Origin of the sequence: Pseudomonas tolaasii NCPPB 2192, assembly GCF_002813445.1 — a bacterium.
GTDB classification, from domain to species: Bacteria; Pseudomonadota; Gammaproteobacteria; order Pseudomonadales; family Pseudomonadaceae; genus Aquipseudomonas; species Aquipseudomonas tolaasii.
In genome coordinates, this window is the sequence record NZ_PHHD01000001.1 from 3,344,753 (window position 1) to 3,363,994 (window position 19,242).

At 61.0% G+C, this 19,242-nt stretch carries 15 protein-coding genes; 8 read left to right on the forward strand and 7 right to left on the reverse strand.

Annotation, left to right across the window (positions count from 1 at the left end; all coding sequences use genetic code 11):
• Positions 1-31 precede the first annotated feature (31 nt).
• The 3 genes from ATI14_RS15575 (at position 32) to ATI14_RS15585 (ending at position 1,993) form a co-directional block, all read left to right on the forward strand.
• Positions 32-433, forward strand: coding sequence for a winged helix-turn-helix domain-containing protein (locus ATI14_RS15575; RefSeq protein ID WP_016973580.1), 402 nt, complete (start codon positions 32-34; stop codon positions 431-433).
• The gene (locus ATI14_RS15580) at positions 426-881 is read left to right on the forward strand and encodes a transglycosylase SLT domain-containing protein (protein WP_016973579.1); all 456 of its coding nucleotides are present in this window, start codon (positions 426-428) and stop codon (positions 879-881) included. The genes ATI14_RS15575 and ATI14_RS15580 overlap by 8 nt, the downstream gene beginning before the upstream one ends.
• Before the next feature lie 86 nt (positions 882-967).
• A complete protein-coding gene (locus tag ATI14_RS15585; protein ID WP_016973578.1) occupies positions 968-1,993 on the forward strand; it encodes a quinone-dependent dihydroorotate dehydrogenase in 1,026 nt (341 codons plus the stop codon).
• A 116-nt stretch (positions 1,994-2,109) separates the two neighbouring features.
• Here ATI14_RS15585 and rmf read toward each other — a convergent pair whose 3' ends face one another.
• Entirely contained in the window at positions 2,110-2,325 is a 216-nt protein-coding gene (gene rmf / locus ATI14_RS15590) for a ribosome modulation factor (protein WP_002553055.1), read from the reverse strand.
• A 533-nt stretch (positions 2,326-2,858) separates the two neighbouring features.
• On the opposite strand from rmf, the gene rlmKL reads away from it, so the two are divergent.
• Both rlmKL and ATI14_RS15600 read left to right on the forward strand, forming a co-directional pair.
• Positions 2,859-5,123: a bifunctional 23S rRNA (guanine(2069)-N(7))-methyltransferase RlmK/23S rRNA (guanine(2445)-N(2))-methyltransferase RlmL gene (rlmKL, locus tag ATI14_RS15595; protein ID WP_016973577.1), complete on the forward strand. Its 2,265-nt coding sequence runs from the start codon at positions 2,859-2,861 to the stop codon at positions 5,121-5,123.
• Between the two features lie 150 nt (positions 5,124-5,273).
• A complete protein-coding gene (locus ATI14_RS15600) occupies positions 5,274-7,658 on the forward strand; it encodes a sensor domain-containing diguanylate cyclase (RefSeq protein WP_016973201.1) in 2,385 nt (794 codons plus the stop codon).
• 125 nt (positions 7,659-7,783) lie between these two features.
• On the opposite strand, the gene dacB is transcribed toward ATI14_RS15600, so the two are convergent.
• Entirely contained in the window at positions 7,784-9,244 is a 1,461-nt protein-coding gene (gene dacB / locus ATI14_RS15605; protein WP_016973200.1) for a D-alanyl-D-alanine carboxypeptidase/D-alanyl-D-alanine endopeptidase, read from the reverse strand.
• Positions 9,245-9,480: 236 nt separating this feature from the next.
• Here dacB and ATI14_RS15610 point away from each other — a divergent pair, with 236 nt between their 5' ends.
• A complete protein-coding gene (locus ATI14_RS15610; protein ID WP_016973199.1) occupies positions 9,481-9,825 on the forward strand; it encodes a YggL family protein in 345 nt (114 codons plus the stop codon).
• A gap of 33 nt (positions 9,826-9,858) precedes the next feature.
• Here ATI14_RS15610 and ATI14_RS15615 read toward each other — a convergent pair whose 3' ends face one another.
• Positions 9,859-11,049, reverse strand: coding sequence for a benzoate/H(+) symporter BenE family transporter (locus ATI14_RS15615; RefSeq protein ID WP_080519951.1), 1,191 nt, complete (start codon positions 11,047-11,049; stop codon positions 9,859-9,861).
• Positions 11,050-11,275: 226 nt separating this feature from the next.
• Between ATI14_RS15615 and ATI14_RS15620 the strand changes: the two genes are divergently transcribed.
• On the forward strand, positions 11,276-12,040 hold the full coding sequence (locus ATI14_RS15620; RefSeq protein WP_016973197.1) for a GntR family transcriptional regulator: 765 nt from the start codon (positions 11,276-11,278) through the stop codon (positions 12,038-12,040).
• 156 nt (positions 12,041-12,196) lie between these two features.
• Here ATI14_RS15620 and guaD read toward each other — a convergent pair whose 3' ends face one another.
• The 4 genes from guaD to xdhA all read right to left on the reverse strand — a co-directional run bounded on the left by guaD (position 12,197) and on the right by xdhA (position 18,302).
• Positions 12,197-13,501, reverse strand: coding sequence for a guanine deaminase (guaD, locus tag ATI14_RS15625; RefSeq protein ID WP_080519952.1), 1,305 nt, complete (start codon positions 13,499-13,501; stop codon positions 12,197-12,199).
• A 12-nt stretch (positions 13,502-13,513) separates the two neighbouring features.
• Positions 13,514-14,353: a xanthine dehydrogenase accessory protein XdhC gene (xdhC, locus tag ATI14_RS15630; protein ID WP_016973195.1), complete on the reverse strand. Its 840-nt coding sequence runs from the start codon at positions 14,351-14,353 to the stop codon at positions 13,514-13,516.
• Between the two features lie 120 nt (positions 14,354-14,473).
• Entirely contained in the window at positions 14,474-16,861 is a 2,388-nt protein-coding gene (gene xdhB / locus ATI14_RS15635) for a xanthine dehydrogenase molybdopterin binding subunit (protein WP_016973194.1), read from the reverse strand.
• Positions 16,854-18,302, reverse strand: a complete 1,449-nt coding sequence (xdhA, locus tag ATI14_RS15640; protein WP_016973193.1) for a xanthine dehydrogenase small subunit — start codon at positions 18,300-18,302, stop codon at positions 16,854-16,856. The genes xdhB and xdhA overlap by 8 nt, the downstream gene beginning before the upstream one ends.
• A gap of 280 nt (positions 18,303-18,582) precedes the next feature.
• On the opposite strand from xdhA, the gene ATI14_RS15645 reads away from it, so the two are divergent.
• A complete protein-coding gene (locus tag ATI14_RS15645) occupies positions 18,583-19,242 on the forward strand; it encodes a GntR family transcriptional regulator (RefSeq protein ID WP_016973192.1) in 660 nt (219 codons plus the stop codon).

The window sequence follows — 19,242 nt, forward strand, 5'->3', positions numbered from 1 at the left end:
TCAATGTCAGTAGTCGGATGCAGAGGTGTGTATGACCATCGACAGTGATCGGCCAACGGCCTCACGGTTTTTTGCCGGGTGGACTTTGCAGGGTGATGGCCGGCTGACCGGCGAAGGTGTGGACATTCAGTTACCGCCCAAAGAATGGCATGTGCTGCGGCTGCTGCTGGCCTCCGAAGGGGCGCTGATGACCAAGGATCGCTTGCTTGAGATGGCGTGGCCCCATGGGGATGTGGCCGAAGAGTCGCTCACTCGCTGTATTTATGCGTTGCGCAAGCACCTGAAGGCGGACAAGGGATTTATCAAAACCATCTATGGCAGGGGCTATCGCTTTACCTGTGCCGTGAGCGTTGAGCCGCACGGACGTCGATTGGCAGGCGGGGAGGGGGTACAGCACGTTTGCCTGAGCTGTGGCCAGGTGAAACATGATTAGGCGCCTGAACAACTGCCTGATGTTTGCCGTGCTGGTGGGCGCCGGTCAGGCCTGGGCGGGTTGCTGGGATGAAGTGGCTCGCCGATACGACATCGAGCCCGAGTTATTACAGGCCATCGCCGCCGTGGAGTCGGGTTATCGCGCCGATGCGATGAACGCCTCCAATAGCGACGGCTCCAGGGACATCGGCCTGATGCAGATCAACAGCATGCATCTGCCACGCCTGGCCAAACTGGGGATTACCGAGCAGCGGCTGATGAGTGAGCCTTGTTTGTCGATAGAAGTCGGCGCATCGATTCTTGCCGAGTTCATCCAGCGTTTCGGTTACAACTGGACCGCCGTCGGTTCCTACAACGCAGGTGCGGCCCCCGAGCGTGAGGCGTTGCGCTTGCGTTACGCAGAAAAAATCTGGGCGCGGTATGAAGCATTGGTGGCGCAACGGCGTTGACGATTGGGCGGCACGCCTCGCACCCGAGGCGCCAGCCCGGCTATAATCGGCGCCACCTTTTGCCGCCAACCGAGTCTAGCCCGCCCATGTATACCCTGGCCCGCCAGCTGTTGTTCAAACTCTCTCCGGAAACCTCCCACGATCTGTCCCTGGACCTGATCGGTGCCGGTGGCCGCCTGGGGCTCAATGGCCTGGTATGCAAGGCTCCGGCGAAAATGCCGGTGTCGGTGATGGGGCTTGATTTTCCCAACCCTGTCGGTCTGGCTGCCGGCCTGGACAAGAACGGCGCGGCCATCGACGGTTTTGCGCAATTGGGTTTTGGCTTTGTCGAAATCGGCACCGTGACGCCACGTCCGCAGCCCGGCAACCCCAAGCCGCGTATCTTCCGTTTGCCTGAGGCGCAGGCCATCATCAACCGCATGGGCTTCAACAACCTGGGCGTTGACCACCTGCTGTCGCGGGTTCAGGCAGCCAAATACAAGGGCATTCTGGGCATCAACATCGGCAAGAACTTCGATACGCCGGTCGAGAATGCAGTGGATGACTATTTGATTTGCCTGGACAAGGTCTACGCCCACGCCAGCTATGTCACCGTCAACGTCAGCTCGCCCAATACCCCGGGGCTGCGCAGCCTGCAATTTGGCGACTCTCTCAAGCAATTGCTCGAAGCCCTGCGCCAGCGTCAGGAAGACCTGGCGGTGCGCCACGGCAAGCGTGTGCCGTTGGCGATCAAGATTGCTCCGGACATGAGTGACGAAGAGACCGTGCTGGTGGCTCAGGCGCTGGTGGATTCGGGTATGGATGCAGTCATCGCCACCAATACCACCCTCAGCCGTGTCGGCGTTGAAGGGTTGGCTCATGGTGACGAGGCGGGCGGGCTGTCGGGCGCGCCGGTGCGGGACAAAAGCACGCATATCGTCAAGGTGTTGGCTGCCGAGCTGGCGGGGCGCCTGCCGATCATCGCCGTGGGCGGCATTACCGAGGGCAAGCACGCGGCCGAGAAGATCGCCGCAGGTGCCAGCCTGGTGCAGTTGTATTCGGGCTTCATCTACAAAGGCCCGGCGCTGATTCGCGAATCGGTGGATGCGATCGCCGCTCTGCCGAAAGCTTGAGCCCAATAAAAAGGGCTCCGTGAAGGAGCCCCTGGGCCGAAGCCCGCCGCCCGGATGGGGCGCGCGTGGTTAAGTCGTTGCAGATTCGTGGTGGTGTCGGAATTAAATGCCCTTGATTAGCCGACGGCGTGAAGTTCGTTGAGTCTGTGGATGCCCGCAGTGCCAGTCATACCGTCCCAGTTGTCGCCGCGTCCTTCTCGCCAGCCGTTGATCCAGGCTTGGCGTACCGACGGTAGAGTAAATGGGCAAAGCTCACGGGATTTACCATGAACGCCATATTGATATCCGCGTAAAAATGCTCTTTCCAACGGATCACGCTTAAGTCTTCTCATAGGGTGTTTCCCTCACTTGTTGACTGTCTAGATATCCTTCGACCCCGGGGGAGGTCGGGCAGAGTTTTTCTGCCGTTGGTGGGCTCGCTGCCGGCGTGGCGAGCCAATGTGTCGACGTCGTTACGGCATCGACCTGTGTTGAGTTCTAACCAATAGGTCACATGGATTCAATGATCGTTTTGTCATAAGCACGTAACGATAGTGATGCTATAGCCATAAGCTGGGATGGCTTTTCGCCCCATTTAAAAGGCAAACCCAGCTATGATGTGCCCTGCAAAGAGGATGGGTTTAATCCTTTAGTGAGAATGCCCGCCCGATGCAGTCGGTTATTATTCGACGAAGGGTCGGAATATTTCTTTTTGTTGCTACACATTCTTTATCTGCTTCGACAATCAATGGGCCAAATGCCCTGAAGACGAGGTGGAACGGCACATGTGTGCCACGCGGGCACTCTTCGAGAAAAGTGCTTGATAAAAAACCGAGCCGGCGATGCGTCGCCCGTTCACTTATTGCTGAAAAGCCTGGAATGCCCCATGTCGGACCGTTTTGAACTCTTCCTCACCTGCCCCAAGGGCCTCGAAGGCCTGCTGATCGAGGAAGCCGTCGGGCTTGGCCTTGAGGACGCTCGCGAGCACACCTCGGCCGTGCGCGGCATGGCCGACATGGAAACCGCCTACCGCCTCTGCCTCTGGTCGCGCCTGGCCAACCGCGTGTTGCTGGTGCTCAAGCGCTTCCCGATGAAGGACGCCGAAGACCTGTACCATGGCGTGCTGGACATCGACTGGGCCGACCACATGGTTCCCGATGGCACCTTGGCCGTGGAATTCAGCGGTCACGGCTCGGGCATCGACAACACTCACTTCGGCGCGCTGAAGGTCAAGGACGCCATCGTCGACAAACTGCGCACGCCGACCGGCGAGCGCCCGTCCATCGACAAGATCAACCCGGACCTGCGCATTCACCTGCGCCTGGACCGCGGCGAAGCCATCCTTTCTCTCGACCTGTCCGGCCACAGCCTGCACCAGCGCGGCTACCGCCTGCAGCAGGGCGCGGCACCGTTGAAGGAAAACCTGGCGGCTGCCATTTTGATCCGTGCCGGCTGGCCGCGCATTGCTGCCGAAGGCGGCGCGCTGAGCGACCCGATGTGCGGTGTGGGGACCTTCCTGGTAGAAGGCGCGATGATCGCCTCCGACATGGCCCCCAACCTCAACCGTGAACTGTGGGGCTTCACCACCTGGCTCGGCCACGTCCCGGCGCTGTGGAAAAAACTGCACGCCGAGGCCGCAGAACGTGCCGCCATCGGCATGAACAAGCCGCCGCTGTGGATCCGTGGCTACGAAGCCGACCCGCGTTTGATCCAGCCCGCGCGCAACAACATCGAACGTGCCGGCCTGAGCCACTGGATCAAGGTGTACCAGGGCGAAGTCGGCACCTTCGAGCCGCGCCCGGACCAGAATCAGAAAGGCCTGGTCATCTGCAACCCGCCATACGGCGAGCGTTTGGGTGACGAAGCCAGCCTGTTGTACCTCTACCAGAACCTCGGCGAGCGTTTGCGCCAGGCGTGCATGGGCTGGGAAGCGGCGGTGTTTACCGGCGCGCCGGACCTGGGCAAGCGCATGGGTATCCGCAGCCACAAGCAGTATTCGTTCTGGAACGGCGCGTTGCCGTGCAAGTTGCTGCTGATCAAGGTCAACCCGGACCAGTTCGTCACCGGCGAGCGTCGCACTCCGGAACAACGACAGGCCGAGCGCGAGCAAGCCGCTTATGACCAGGCCCCGACCGAGCCGCAAGAACGTCAGTACAACAAGAACGGCAACCCGATCAAACCGGCACCGGCGCCTGTGGTTGAACAGGCGCGTCTGAGCGAAGGCGGGCAGATGTTCGCCAACCGCCTGCAGAAGAATCTCAAACTGCTGGGCAAGTGGGCCAAACGTGAAGGCGTGGATTGCTACCGCGTGTACGACGCCGACATGCCGGAATACTCCATGGCCATCGACCTGTACCACGACTGGGTCCACGTGCAGGAGTACGCCGCGCCCAAATCCATCGACCCGGAAAAAGCCTCCGCGCGCATGTTCGATGCCCTGGCGGCCATTCCCCAGGCGCTGAACATCGACAAGAGCCGCGTGGTGGTCAAGCGTCGCGAACGTCAGAGCGGCACCAAGCAATACGAGCGTCAGAGCGCCCAGGGCAAGTTCACCGAGGTCAGCGAAGGCGGCGTGAAGTTGCTCGTCAACCTCACCGATTACCTGGACACCGGCCTGTTCCTCGACCACCGCCCGATGCGCCTGCGCATCCAGAAAGAAGCGGCCGGCAAGCGCTTCCTCAACCTGTACTGCTACACCGCCACGGCGAGTGTGCACGCGGCCAAGGGCGGTGCGCGCAGCACTACCAGCGTCGACCTGTCCAAGACCTATCTGGACTGGGCGCGTCGCAACTTCTCCCTCAACGGTTTCTCCGACAAGAACCGTCTGGAGCAGGGTGATGTGATGGCGTGGCTGGAGGCCAGCCGCGATGAGTTCGACTTGATCTTCATCGACCCGCCGACCTTCTCCAATTCCAAGCGCATGGAAGGCATCTTCGACGTGCAGCGCGACCATGTGCAGTTGCTTGACCTGGCCATGGCACGCCTGGCGCCGGGCGGCGTGTTGTACTTCTCGAACAACTTCCGCAAGTTCGCGCTGGAGGACAACCTCAGCGAACGTTATGCGGTGGAGGAAATCAGCGACAAGACCATCGACCCGGATTTCGCCCGTAACGCGAAGATTCACCGGGCGTGGAAAATCACCGCGCGCTGATCACTGCACCAAGTTGGTACAAAAAAGCCGCAAGCCTTGATTATTCGAGGCTTGCGGCTTTTTTGCGCTGGTCAAACACAATGCCTGTGGCTATAATTGAAAGCCTAGCCAAAGTGACACCCCCGCACGCTGGCGTTGTGAGTGTTGCCTATGCCGTTACAAGCCGTCCGCCCGAAAATCCTTGGCTTTATCAGTGAGCAGGCGTCGGCTTGGCTGGTGGCATTGGTGGTGTTATTGGCAGGTGGCGCGCTGACGGTGATCATCGCGTGGGCGGCTGCCGACCTTTATCAACAACAGGTGCGTCAGCGTTTCCAGTTGCTGGTCAACGAGCGCTACACCCGGCTGCAAGAACGTTTTGAGGACCAGGAGCAGCGCCTGGGAAGCCTGCGCCGTTTCTTCATCAACTCCAGTGATGTGTCCCGTGCCGAGTTCGACGGTTTCGCTCAGCCGTTGCTGTTGCGCGCCAGGGCTTATGCGTGGGCGCCGCGGATTTATCGGGACCAGCGCAGCCAGTTTGAGCAGGAAATCTCCCGCCAGCGCGGTGTGCCGTTTGCCATCCGTGAACTCAACTCGGCGGGTGAACTGGCGCCGGCTTCCGAGCGTGATGAATACGTGCCGGTGCTCTACAGCCAGACCCAAAGCCTGCTCGGTTCGCCCCTGGGTTTTGACCTGCTGGCTCAACCGCTGCGACGCTCGGCCCTTGAGCGCGCGCAAAAAACCGGCAAGCCGGCGGTGTCCCAACCGATGCAATTGGTGGGCGTGGAGCCGGCTTATGCTGCCGGGGTGCTGTTGGTGTCTCCCGTCAGCAAGGCCCCGGAAGCCGAGCCCTATGGGTTTGTGATGGCGGTAATCAGCATGCGCCAGCTGGTGGCTGACGGTTTGCCCAAACCCAACCGCGACAACCTGGTGATGCAGATTGTCGACACCTCCGACACCCAGCAACGCGTGCTGTACGCATCCAGCAATGCCGTGGGCAAAAGCGACCTCACGGCGGCGCGTCGCCTCACCCTTGGTGACCACGTTTATGCGCTGACCGTGCGCACCAGCCAGGTGTTCGACCAGGCCAATCACTCCTCGATGAGCACCATCCTGACCATGGGCGGGCTTCTCAGCCTGTTGCTCAGCGCGTTGCTGTACGTGTTGGTCAGTCAGCGCCAGCGGGCGTTGAAACTGGTGGACCAACGCACCGTTCAGTTGCGCCAGCGTGAGCAGGAGTTGCGCGGCGCGCACGGGCAATTGCGCAGTGTGCTGAATGCCGCCACCCAGGTTGCGATCATTGCCACTGACCTGCGTGGCGTCATCAACACCTTCAATGCGGGCGCCGAGCAGATGCTGGGCTTCAAGTCCGAACAGGTGCTGGGGCGCATGACCCTGGAAAGTCTGCACCTGGCCACCGAGCTTGAAGCGCGCGCCGCGAATTTGAGTGTGGCACTGGGCAAGCGAATCCCGCCGAGCCAGGCCATGCTGGTGGAGAGCCCGGATAATTTGCACGAAGCCCGCGAGTGGACGTTGCTGCGTCAGGACAACAGCCCGCTGACCGTCAATATGCTCGGGACGGTATTGCTGGATGACCACGGCCTGTGGATCGGGCACCTGGCGATTTACCTGGACGTTACCGAACAAAAGCGCGCCTACGAAGCGCTGGCCGTGCGCGACCGGCTGCTGAAAAAACTCAGTTCCCATGTTCCCGGCGGGATTTTCCAGTTCACCCTGGAGCCTCAGGACAACTGGCGTTTCATCTATGCCAGCGATGGCATACGCGACATCTATGAAATCGAACCTGCCGTGTTGCAGCAGGATGCGAACAAGGTCTTCGAGCGCATTCACCCGCAGGACGCCGAGCGGGTGCGGGCGTCGATTCGCCTGTCGGCGCTGCAATTGAGCCATTGGCGCGAAGAATACCGCGTGCTGCTGCCGCACCGGGGCCTGCGCTGGATTCGCGGTGAAGCCACGCCGGAAGAGTTGGCGGGTGGGGGGACGCTTTGGCACGGATATGTGTCGGACATTTCCGACCTCAAACGGGTTGAAGAGGAGCTGCGCGCGTTGTCGATCACCGACGCGCTGACGGGCATTCACAACCGCCGCTATTTCCAGGACCGGCTCAAGGCCGAAATGCTGCGGCTCAATCGCACCTCGGGTGCGTTGTCGCTGATCATGCTCGATATCGATCACTTCAAGCGCATCAATGACCAGCACGGTCACGGTGTGGGCGACGGAGTGTTGCAGGAAGTGTGCAAGCGCATTGGCCAGCGCCTGCGGCGCACCGATGTGTTCTGCCGTTTGGGCGGCGAAGAATTTGTGGTGCTGTGCCCCAACACCGACGCCGACCAGGCTTACAGCGTGGCCCTGGAATTGTGGCAGTCATTGCGCAGTGCGCCGATGGACGCGGTAGGGGTGGTGACCGCCAGCTTTGGTGTGGCCAGTTGGCGGCTCGATGAGGGCATTGACGGGCTGTTACTGCGCGCGGACTCGGCCGTGTATGTGGCCAAGCAGGCAGGCCGGGACCGGGTGGAGGCTGAACGGCTAAGCGCCTGAATATCGACGCGTGACAACAATGTGGGAGCGGGCTTGCCCGCGAATACGGAGTGTCAGTCTCAGATGTGTTGACTGATTCACCGCTTTCGCGAGCAAGCCCGCTCCCACAGGGGATTGCGTGTTGCCTAGAGGACCGGGGCGGCTGCTACGGCTTTGGGCTGGCGATACAGGTCCAGCAGCACCTGATCCAGCACTGACGATGCACCCCACGGTTTCGAGTCGTTGAGGATCGCTACCACCACCCACGAGTTGCCGTTGTTGTCGCGACTGAAACCGGCGATGGCGCGCACGGTGTTCAAGGTGCCGGTCTTGACGTGGGCCTCACCGCGCATGGCGGTGGTTTTCAAGCGTTTGCGCATGGTGCCATCGGTACCGGCAATCGGCAGCGAGCTGATGTATTCCGCGGCGTACGGGCCTTTCCACGCGGCCTGCAGCATGGCCGCCATCTCGCGGGCGCTGACCCGTTCGGCGCGGGACAGGCCGGAGCCGTTCTCCATGACCAGGTGCGGCGCGGTGATGCCTTTCTTCGCCAGCCACTGGCGCACCACACGTTGCGCGGCCCTGGCGTCGTCGCCGTCGGCATCGTTGCGGAACTGCGCGCCCAGGCTCAGGAACAGCTGCTGGGCCATGGTGTTGTTACTGAATTTGTTGATGTCGCGGATGATTTCCGCCAGGTCCGGCGAGAACGCACGGGCCAGCACCTTCGCGTCTTTCGGTACAGGTGCCTGGATGTCACGGCCCTGGATGGTCCCGCCCAATTCCTGCCAGATAGCGCGCACGGCGCCGGCGGTGTAGGTGGCGTGGTCCAGCAGCGACAGATAAGTCTGCGAACTGCAGCCGTCGGCCAATTGGCCGCTGACGGTCACGGTCACGCTGCCATCGGCGGCGGTCACCGGGCTGTAGCGCACGTCGCCCGTGCATTGCTTGGCGTTTGAGACTTTCACCTGGTTGTCGATACGAATGCTCGCAATCGGCGGTTCCACCGACACGATGACCCGGCCCGAATCATTGCGCGTGACGAAACGCAGGGCCTTGAGGTTAACCAGCAGGGCATCCGGCTTGACCAGGAACGGCTTGTTCTCGTCGTTGCCGTCGTCGTTGAATTCGGGCAGTTGCGGCTGGTTGAAGAAACTGCGGTCGAGTACCAAGTCGCCGGTGACTTGCTGCACGCCGTTGGCACGCAGGTCACGCATCAGCAGCCAGAGCTTTTCCATGTTCAGCTTGGGGTCGCCGCCGCCCTTGAGGTACAGGTTGCCGTGCAACACGCCACCGCTGAGGGTGCCGTCGGTGTAGAACTCGGTTTTCCACTGGTGGTTGGGGCCGAGCATTTCCAGGGCCGCGTACGTGGTGACCAGCTTCATGGTGGAGGCCGGGTTCACCGAGACGTCGGCGTTGAACACGGTTGGGGTGCCGGGGCCGTTGAGCGGCAGCATCACCAGAGACAGTGAGGTATTGGGAATCTTGGCTTTCTGAAGCGCCTGCTGAACATTCGGCGGCAGGGTGTTGTTGATGGGGGCGGCGGAGATGGAAAAGGCCAGTGGCAGAAGAACGCTGGCAAGCAAAAATGGACGCAAGGATTTGATCATAAGGAATAAGACCCTACTGCTGAGAAGGGTGAAAAAGGCGAGGGGTGTGTAAGAAAATCCCTCATTAGTCATGAAAGTGTCGGCATTATGCCCCAAGGTGGATCCACTTGTAGCTGAACGATAGCTGGTATTGGGCGTTTTTTTTACAGGCATTGTGCCGCCTGTCCCAGAGAGTCGGGCAATCGCCGCCTTAAACTGCTAAAGTGCCGCCCGTTATTACTTAAGAGGATTGTTCCATGGCGACTAACCGTTCCCAGCGTCTGCGCAAAAAACTGTGCGTTGATGAATTTCAAGAGCTGGGTTTCGAACTGAACCTGGACTTCAACGAAGGCCTGAGTGAAGAAGCTATTGACGCTTTCCTCGACGCATTCCTGAAAGAAGCGATGGAGGCCAATGGCCTCGGCTATGTGGGCGGCGATGACTACGGTCTGGTTTGCCTGCAGAAGCGTGGCTCGGTCAGCGCAGAACAGCGTGCTGCTGTTGAAAGCTGGCTCAAAGGCCGCAGCGAGCTGAAAAGCGCTGAAGTCAGCCCATTGCTGGACGTCTGGTACCCGGACAAGCCGATCAACGCGGCCAAGTGATGTTAAAAAAGGCGACCCTCGGGTCGCCTTTTTTTATGCCTTGCGCCAGTTCAGTATCAGCAGCGTCAACACCCCCGCCACAATCCCCCAGAACGCCGACCCGATGGAAAACAGCGTCAAGCCTGACGCAGTGACCATAAAAGTGATCAGCGCCGCTTCCCGTTCCTTCGGCTCATTCATGGCGATGCTCAGGCCATTGATGATCGAGCCAAACAACGCCAGGGCCGCAATCGACAGCACCAGCTCTTTGGGCAGGGCGGCGAACAATGCTGCGAGCGTTGCGCCAAACACGCCGGCAATGCCGTAGAACACGCCGCACCACACCGCTGCGGTGTAGCGCTTGTTGCGGTCTTCATGGGCGTGGGGCCCGGTGCAGATTGCCGCGCTGATGGCGGCCAGGTTGATGCCGTGGGAGCCGAAGGGCGCCAGCACCAGCGACGCCAACCCGGTGGCGGTGATCAGCGGTGAGGCCGGCACGGTGTAGCCGTCGGCGCGCAACACGGCAACGCCGGGCATGTTCTGCGAGGTCATCGCCACCACGAACAGCGGGATGCCGATGCTGATGGTCGCCGCCAGCGAGAAGTGCGGCGTGGTCCACACCGGCGTCGCCACTTCCAGGTGAAAGCCGCTGAAATCCAGCAGCCCCATGATGCCGGACAGCAGGGTGCCGATGATCAGTGCGGCCAGCACCGCATAGCGTGGCGACAGGCGCTTGATGATCAGGTAGGTGAAAATCATCCCCAGCACCAGGCCGGTGCGGTGTTGTGCGGCGACGAAAATCTCGCTGCCGATCTTGAACAGAATCCCCGCCAGCAGCGCTGCCGCCAATGACGCCGGAATGCGCTTGACCAGCTTTTCAAAGCTGCCGGTCAGCCCGCACAGCGTCACCAGCACTGCGCAGGTGATGTAGGCGCCGATGGCTTCGCCGTAACTCACGCCGCCCAGGCTGGTGATCAACAGCGCCGCGCCCGGCGTGGACCAGGCAATGGTGATCGGCGTGCGGTAGCGCAGGGACAGGCCGATGCTGCACACCGCCATGCCGATGGAAATCGCCCAGATCCACGATGAAATCTGCGCCGTGGTCAAGCCGGCAGCCTGACCGGCCTGGAACATCAGCACCAGGGAACTGGTGTAACCGGTCATCATGGCGATAAAGCCGGCAACGACGGCCGACGCAGAAGTGTCGGCCAGTGGGCGCAAAGGCGCTTGAGTGGCGTCGGTCATGGGGAGGTGTTCCTTTTACCTGGGGAGTTGCCGATAGGGGCGCGGATTCAAGCCTAAACTCAAACGTAACGAGTCATTGCAATACAGCCGTGCCCGCAAACAGCCGTACAGTGTGTTGGCGCATTCGGTTGTGTACAATGTGCCCTGTTTTTAGGTGATACTTGCCAGCAACCTGTTGTTGACGTATTACCGTTAATTCGCCGCCGTTCTCCAAACCCGAGTGCCCATGAACGAACAGTTGCAACCTCTCAAGAAACAACCGCGAGCCGGCAAGGCTGGTCGCAGCGGAACCCAGGACGATATCGTCTATGCGCATATCTTCGAGGCGATCCTCGAACAACGCCTGGCACCCGGTACCAAATTGAGTGAAGAGGCACTGGGCGAAATCTTCGGCGTGAGCCGCACCATTATCCGTCGCGCGCTGTCGCGTCTGGCCCATGAAGGCGTGGTACTGCTGCGGCCCAACCGTGGCGCGGTGGTAGCAAGCCCAAGCGTGGAGGAAGCGCGCCAGGTGTTTCTGGCCCGTCGGCTGGTAGAGCGGGCGATCACGGAGCTGGCGGTGCAGCACGCGACCGCCGAGCAACTGGCCGAGTTGCGGCAGATGGTCAACGACGAACGCGACAGCTTTTCGCGCGGCGATCGTGGTGCCGGCATCCGCCTTTCCGGCGAATTCCACCTGAAGCTGGCCGAAGCGGCGAAGAATGCGCCGTTGATCAGCTTCCAGCGCAGCCTGGTTTCCCAGACTTCATTGATCATCGCCCAGTACGAAAGCGGCAACCGCTCGCACTGCTCCTACGATGAGCACACCCAGTTGATCGACGCGATCGAAGCGCGCGATGCGACACTGGCGGTGAATTTGATGATGCATCACATGGATCACATCGACAGCAAGCTCAACCTCGATGAAGAGAGCGCGTCGGATGATCTGCATGCGGTGTTCTCGCATTTGCTGCAGACCAAGAAGCCGGGGCGTTCTTCGATCAAACTCTGACCCCAATAAAAAATGTGGGAGCTGGGCTTGTGTGGGAGCTGGCTTGCCTGCGATGGCATCACCTTGGTCTAACTGAGAGACCGAGGTGTTTGCATCGCAGGCAAGCCAGCTCCCACAACAAGCTGCTCCCACATTTGTTTTGTGGTGTGGCCGGAATCAGCGCTGGTGCACGAGTTGCCCCGCCGCATAGGTCTGCAACACCGTCCGGTCATCCCCCAGCGTCATCAGTACAAACAACGTCTCGGCAATGTTGTTCGCCTGCTTCAAGCGGTAGCTCAGAAGCGGCGTGGCGTTGTAATCCAATACCAAAAAGTCCGCATCCGTGCCCGGCTGCAAGGTGCCGACCTTGTCTTCCAGACGCAGCGCCCGCGCACCGCCCAGCGTCGCCAGGTACAGCGACTTGAACGGGCTCAAGCGCGCGCCCTGCAATTGCATGACCTTGTAGGCTTCATTCAGGGTTTGCAGCAGCGAAAAACTGGTGCCGCCGCCCACGTCGGTGCCCAGGCCGACATTCAATTTGTGTTTCTCGGCCATCGGCAAGTTGAACAGGCCGCTGCCGAGGAAGAAGTTCGACGTCGGGCAGAACGCGACCGCCGAGCCGGTTTCGGCCAGCCGCGCGCATTCGTCGTCGCACAGGTGCACGCCGTGGGCAAATACCGAGCGTTCGCCCAGCAGTTTGTAGTGGTCGTACACGTCCAGGTAGCCTTTGCGCTCCGGGAACAACTCCTTCACCCACTCGACTTCCTGCTTGTTCTCACTGATGTGAGTCTGCATGTACAGGTCCGGGTATTCGCCCAGCAGTTGCCCGGCGAGTTCCAGTTGCTCAGGTGTGCTGGTTGGGGCGAAACGCGGGGTAACCGCGTAGTGCAGGCGGCCCTTGCCATGCCAGCGCTCGATCAGCGCCTTGCTTTCCTGGTAGCCGCTTTCAGCCGTGTCGGTCAGGTAGTCCGGCGCGTTGCGGTCCATCATCACCTTGCCGGCGATCATGCGCAGGTCGAGTTTCTCGGCGGCTTCGAAGAATGCATTCACCGACTGCGGGTGCACACTGCCGAACACCAGCGCCGTGGTGGTGCCGTTGCGCAGCAGTTCCTTGATGAAGATATCCGCGACTTCCTCGGCGTGGGCCTTGTCGGCGAACTGGCTTTCGCACGGGAAGGTGTAGGTGTTCAGCCAGTCCAGCAACTGCTCGCCATAGGCGCCGACCATGCCGGTTTGCGGCAGGTGAATGTGGGTATCGATCAAGCCTGGGGTGATCAGCGCGTCCTGATAATGGGTGATGTCAATGTCGGCCGGCAGCGTCGGCAGCAAATCGCCGGCATGGCCAACCGCGCTGATCTGCCCGTTTTCGATCACCAGCAGGCCGTCTTCGAAATACTTGTAGGAGGCTTCGATCCCCACTTCAGCTGGGTCGGCGATGCTGTGCAGGATGGCGGCACGGTAGGCTTTGCGAGTCAAAGGCATGTTCGTCTCAATTCAAATGGCTTGGCTGCGGCGCGAGGCCGGCAGCAGTTTGGCAATGGGTTCGGCGCTCGCGGTGTGCTGGCCGAAATTCGCGTTATAGGTGGCAATAATTTCGCCGGCGATGGAGATGGCGATCTCCACCGGCAATTTGCCCTTCACCTCGGTGAGGCCCATGGGGCAGCGCATGCGTTGCAGTTGCGCGGCGTCGAAGCCGCGATCGCGCAGGCGGTGTTCGAACTTGACGCGTTTGGTCTTGGAGCCGATCAGGCCGAAGTAGGTGAAGTCGTTGCGCTTGAGCAGGGCGGCGGTGAGTTCCAGGTCCAGTGCGTGATTATGGGTCATGACGATGCAGTAACTGCCCGCCGGCAGGTCGGCAATTTCGTCCACCGGTTCTTCACTGACGATTTTTCGCACGCCTTGCGGGATGTGTTCCGGAAACTCCTGGTCACGCGAGTCAATCCAGCGCACCCGGCACGGCAGGCTCGCCAGCAATGGCACCAGCGCACGGCCCACGTGGCCTGCGCCAAACACCGCGATCTGCGCCTGCACCTGGCCCATGGGTTCGAACAGCAACACGGTCACGCCGCCGCAACACTGACCCAGGCTGGCGCCGAGGCTGAAACGCTCCAGATGGGTGTTCTGCTGGCCACGCACGAGCATGTCGCGGGCGATCTGCATGGCCTTGTATTCCAGGTGCCCGCCGCCGATGGTGTCGAAGGTTTGCGTGGCACTGATCACCATTTTCGAGCCGGCGTTGCGCGGCGTGGAGCCGAGCTCTTCGATGATGGTCACGAGGACGCAGGGTTCACCGCGATTTTGCAGGTCGGCGAGGGCGCTGATCCAGTAGTTCATAGTCACCTCCAGTCAGATCGTTCCCATGCTCCGCGTGGGAATGCATACCGTGACGCTCTGCGTCACAAGAGCGGACGCAGAGCGTCCATGGCGGCATTCCCACGCAGAGCGTGGGAACGATCAAGCCAACACGGTTTCCACAAGTGCGACTGTCTGCAACTGCCGCATCTGCTCACACCCCCACAACACCCGCTCCGGCGTCGCCGGGGCGTCAATTTTCGGCTGATGGCGATAGTCACCCAGGCTCGCCACGGCATCCTTGATCGCACACCAGGACGCAATCCCGAGCATGAACGGCGGCTCGCCCACGGCCTTGGAATGGAACACCGTGTCTTCCGGGTTCTTGCGGTTTTCCACCAGCTTCACACGCAAATCCAGCGGCATATCGGCCACGGCCGGGATCTTGTAGCTGGCCGGGCCGTTGGTCATCAGTTTGCCTTTGTTGTTCCACACCAGTTCTTCCATGGTCAGCCAGCCCATGCCCTGGATGAAACCGCCTTCCACCTGGCCAATGTCGATGGCCGGGTTCAGCGAGGCGCCGACGTCGTGAAGGATGTCGGTGCGCAGCATCTTGTATTCGCCGGTCAGGGTGTCGACGATCACTTCACAGCAGGCTGCGCCGAACGCGAAGTAGTAAAACGGCCGCCCGCGCGACTGGCTGCGGTCGTAATAGATTTTCGGAGTCTTGTAGAACCCGGTGCTCGACAGCGACACCTGGGCGAAATACGCCTGTTGAATCAATGCCTCGAACGTCAGGATCTGGTCGCGCACGCGCACATGGCCGTTGTGGAATTCCACGTCGGCTTCGCTCACGTCGTATTTGCGCGCGGCAAACTCCACCAGGCGCTGCTTGATGGTTTCGGCGGCATTCTGCGCGGCCTTGCCGTTCAGGTCGGCACCGCTGGAAGCGGCGGTCGGCGAGGTGTTGGGCACCTTGTCGGTGTTGGTGGCGGTGATTTGCACGCGGTCGATTTCAACCTGGAACACCTCGGCCACCACCTGCGCCACCTTGGTGTTCAAGCCCTGGCCCATCTCGGTGCCGCCGTGGTTGAGGTGGATGCTGCCGTCGGTGTAGATGTGAATCAAGGCGCCGGCCTGGTTGAGGAAGCTGGCGGTAAACGAAATGCCGAACTTCACCGGCGTCAGCGCCAGGCCTTTTTTCAGGATCGGGCTGTGGGCGTTGTACAGGCGGATCGCTTCGCGGCGCTCGGCGTATTGGCTGCTGGCCTCAAGCTCGGCGGTCATCTCTTCGAGCATGTTGTGCTCGACGGTCTGGTAGTAATGGGTAACGTTGCGCTCGGTCTTGCCGTAGTAATTGACCTTGCGCACCGCCAGCGGGTCCAGCGCCAGATGGCGGGCGATGGCATCCATCACCTCTTCGATGGCGACCATGCCTTGCGGGCCGCCGAAGCCGCGATAGGCGGTGTTGGACGCGGTGTTGGTCTTGCAGCGGTGGCCGTTGACCGTGGCGTCGCCCAGGTAATACGAGTTGTCGGAGTGGAACATGGCGCGGTCGACAATCGAGTTCGACAGGTCCGGCGAGCAGCCGCAGTTGCCCGCCAGATCCAGGTTGATGCCGTGCAGGCGGCCCGTGTCGTCAAAACCCACGTCGTATTCGATATAGAACGGGTGGCGCTTGCCTGTCATCAGCATGTCTTCGACGCGCGGCAGGCGCATCTTGGTCGGCTGGCCGGTGAGGCGCGCCACCACTGCGCACAGGCACGCGGGGCTGGCGGCCTGGGTTTCCTTGCCGCCGAAACCGCCGCCCATGCGGCGCATGTCGACGACGATTTTGTTCATCGATACGTCCAGCACTTCAGCCACCAGCTTCTGCACTTCGGTGGGGTTTTGCGTGGAGCAGTAGACAATCATGCCGCCATCTTCGGTGGGCATCACCGAGGAAATCTGGGTTTCCAGGTAGAAGTGTTCCTGGCCGCCGATGTGCAGGGTGCCCTGGATGCGGTGTTTCGCCGTGGCCAAGGCACCGGCCGAATCACCGCGCTGGTGGGTGTGGCTGTCGAGCACGAAGTGTTTCTTGCGAAACGCCTCGACCACATCCAGCACCGGTTCCAGGTCTTCGTATTCGATGACCGCGGCCATCGCCGCCTTGCGCGCGGTTTCCAGGTCGCGGGCGGCCACCGCCAACACCACCTGGCCGACAAACTGCACGGTGTCGATGGCAAGCAGCGGGTCGCCTGGCATCAGCGGGCCGATGTCTTTAAGGCCCGGCACGTCTTCGTGGGTGATGGCGATGCGCACGCCTTCAAAGGCGTAGCAGGGCGCGGTGTCGATGCTGAGGATACGCGCGTGGGCACGGTCGGACATGCGTGCATACAGGTGCAACTGGTTCGGGAATTCCAGGCGGTCATCGATGTACTGCGCTTCGCCGGACACATGCTTGGCGGCGCTGTCGTGCTTGACGCTGCGGCCGACACCGGAGGTCAGGTCCTGTGCGAACAACTCGGCCAGTTCGGCCTGGGTTTTTACCACGTCGTGATGGTTAGACATAAGCGGTCACCCGAGTCTCGATGTGCGGCGTTTGCAGTTCGATGAAGTATTTGCGCAGCAGGTTCTGTGCGCCGAGCAGGCGGTATTCCTTGCTCGCGCGGAAATCCGACAGCGGAGTGAAATCTTCGGCCAGCGCGGCGCAGGCTTTTTCCACGGTGGCGGCGTTCCAGGTGGCGCCGACCAGCACGGCCTCGCAGCTTTTCGCGCGTTTTGGCGTGGCGGCCATACCGCCGAACGCCACACGGGCGTCGCTGATGACACCGTTTTCAATGGTCAGGTTGAAGGCGGCGCACACCGCGGAGATATCATCGTCCAGACGCTTGGACACCTTGTAGGCGCGGAACAGCGTATGGCCTTTGGGCACGATGATTTTCTCGATGAATTCACTGTCCTGCCGCGCGGTGACGCGGTAGTCGATGAAGTAGTCCTCCAGCGCCAGGGTGCGCCGGGTATTGCCCTTGCACAGCACGATCTGCGCGCCGAGGGCGATCAGCAGGGGCGGTGAATCACCGATCGGCGAGGCGTTGCCGATATTGCCGCCGAGGGTGCCCTGGTTGCGGATCTGCAACGAGGCGAAGCGGTGCAGCAGTTCGCCGAAGTCCGGGTATTCGTGGTGCAGCGCGGTGTAGCAGTCGGAGAGGGCCGTGGCCGCGCCGATTTCCAGGCGGTCATCGAAGCGCTCGATGCGCTTCATTTCTTCAATGTTGCCCACGTAAATCATCACCGGCAGCGTGCGGTGGAATTGGGTGACTTCCAGCGCAAGGTCGGTGCCGCCGGCCAGCAGCCGGGCTTGCGGATAGGCGTCATAGAGGTCGGCCAGGTCGGCGACGGTCAGCGGCACCAGGCAGCGTTTATCACCACTGTTCAGCTCGCCGGTCTGGGTCGGCGCGATGGCTTTGAGGCGGGCGATGGTTTCAGCCTGGCGGCTGTCGAACTGGTCCTGAGGCTTGTTACAGCAGGCTTGTTCGGCGGCGGCGAGAATCGGGCGATAACCGGTGCAGCGGCACAGGTTGCCGGCCAGGGCTTCGTGGGCTTTTTGGCTGTCGGGGGCGTCGCTGTTCTTTTGCAACGCGAACAACGACATCACGAAGCCGGGCGTGCAAAAGCCGCATTGCGAGCCGTGGCACTCGACCATGGCCTGCTGCACGCTGTGCAGTTGGCCCTGATGTTTAAGGTCTTCGACGCTGATCAACTGCTTGCCGTGCAACGACGACACAAACGTCAGGCACGAGTTGAGGCTGCGGTAGCGAATCTGCTCCGCACCTTGGTCATCGGTGTGCAACTCGCCAACCACCACGGTGCACGCACCGCAATCGCCGCTGGCGCAGCCTTCCTTGGTACCGGATTTGCCCAGATGCTCGCGTAGATAGTTGAGCACTGTCAGGTTGGGGTCCAGGGCGTGCTCGCTACGGAGCTCCTGGTTAAGTAAAAACTGGATCACGGAAGGCCTCGCAGACTCATTATTGTTGTTAACCGCTTTGCGCCGAATCTAGTCATCTCTGACTTTTCGGTCAATGATTTTCTGACCATAAGGTCAAGAAATTGCGGCAACAACTCATTCAATTATGGTCCAGTCTTCTGAAACTGGCGTTTTCAGGGGCTTTTGGCTTTTAATCGCTGCGTGTTTCATGCCAAATTCGTCCCCGTGGGCCCAGCGCCATCAGGCAGCAATTGCGCTACACTGCCGCGCTTGTACCGATAGAAGATTTTGAAGGGAAAACATGACGTTCAAGGCGCCGGACAGTCTCGCCGAGCAAATTGCTCACCACCTCGCCGAACGTATCATTCGCGGCGATCTCAAGCCTGGGGAGCGGATCCAGGAGCAGAAGGTCACGCTGGCACTCAATGTCAGCCGTGGTTCCGTGCGCGAAGCCTTGCTGATCCTTGAGCGCCGCCATTTGATTGCGATCCTGCCGCGCCGTGGCGCCCACGTCACCGAACTCACCGCGCACAAGGTGCAGAGCCTGTGCACGCTGATGGGCGAGTTGTACATTTTGCTCGGCAATGCGGTTGCCGAAGGCTGGCAGACCCAGGCCGACATGACGCCGTTCCTGCAGATCCAGCAACGCCTGATCGCCAGTTTCGAACGCCAGGACATCCGTGCTTTCGTCGAAGAAAGCTTCAATGTGATGCGCGCCGCGTACCCCTTCGCCGACAACCCGTATTTGCAGGAAACCATCGATAACCTGCAGCCGGCGATGAACCGCGCCTATTACCTGGCGCTGGATCAACGCAAGGCATCCATGAGCGAGTACCTGGAATTGTTCGAGCAACTGCTCGGCGCCGTGCTGGCCCGTGACTTGCCGCAGATTCGCCAAGTGCTATCGGCCTATGGCCAGCGCAGTAGCTCGCTGGTCATCGCAGCGCTGGCGGACGCCTAA

What these genes read in the sequence shown, in the direction of transcription:
- rmf (WP_002553055.1), bottom strand. Translation starts at nt 2,325, where the DNA reads ATGAGAAGACTTAAGCGTGATCCGTTGGAAAGAGCATTTTTACGCGGA.
- dacB (WP_016973200.1), bottom strand. Translation starts at nt 9,244, where the DNA reads ATGATCAAATCCTTGCGTCCATTTTTGCTTGCCAGCGTTCTTCTGCCA.
- ATI14_RS15575 (WP_016973580.1), top strand. Translation starts at nt 32, where the DNA reads ATGACCATCGACAGTGATCGGCCAACGGCCTCACGGTTTTTTGCCGGG.
- ATI14_RS15580 (WP_016973579.1), top strand. Translation starts at nt 426, where the DNA reads ATGATTAGGCGCCTGAACAACTGCCTGATGTTTGCCGTGCTGGTGGGC.
- ATI14_RS15615 (WP_080519951.1), bottom strand. Translation starts at nt 11,049, where the DNA reads ATGACCGACGCCACTCAAGCGCCTTTGCGCCCACTGGCCGACACTTCT.
- guaD (WP_080519952.1), bottom strand. Translation starts at nt 13,501, where the DNA reads ATGCCTTTGACTCGCAAAGCCTACCGTGCCGCCATCCTGCACAGCATC.
- xdhC (WP_016973195.1), bottom strand. Translation starts at nt 14,353, where the DNA reads ATGAACTACTGGATCAGCGCCCTCGCCGACCTGCAAAATCGCGGTGAA.
- ATI14_RS15585 (WP_016973578.1), top strand. Translation starts at nt 968, where the DNA reads ATGTATACCCTGGCCCGCCAGCTGTTGTTCAAACTCTCTCCGGAAACC.
- xdhB (WP_016973194.1), bottom strand. Translation starts at nt 16,861, where the DNA reads ATGTCTAACCATCACGACGTGGTAAAAACCCAGGCCGAACTGGCCGAG.
- ATI14_RS15645 (WP_016973192.1), top strand. Translation starts at nt 18,583, where the DNA reads ATGACGTTCAAGGCGCCGGACAGTCTCGCCGAGCAAATTGCTCACCAC.
- ATI14_RS15620 (WP_016973197.1), top strand. Translation starts at nt 11,276, where the DNA reads ATGAACGAACAGTTGCAACCTCTCAAGAAACAACCGCGAGCCGGCAAG.
- ATI14_RS15610 (WP_016973199.1), top strand. Translation starts at nt 9,481, where the DNA reads ATGGCGACTAACCGTTCCCAGCGTCTGCGCAAAAAACTGTGCGTTGAT.
- rlmKL (WP_016973577.1), top strand. Translation starts at nt 2,859, where the DNA reads ATGTCGGACCGTTTTGAACTCTTCCTCACCTGCCCCAAGGGCCTCGAA.
- ATI14_RS15600 (WP_016973201.1), top strand. Translation starts at nt 5,274, where the DNA reads ATGCCGTTACAAGCCGTCCGCCCGAAAATCCTTGGCTTTATCAGTGAG.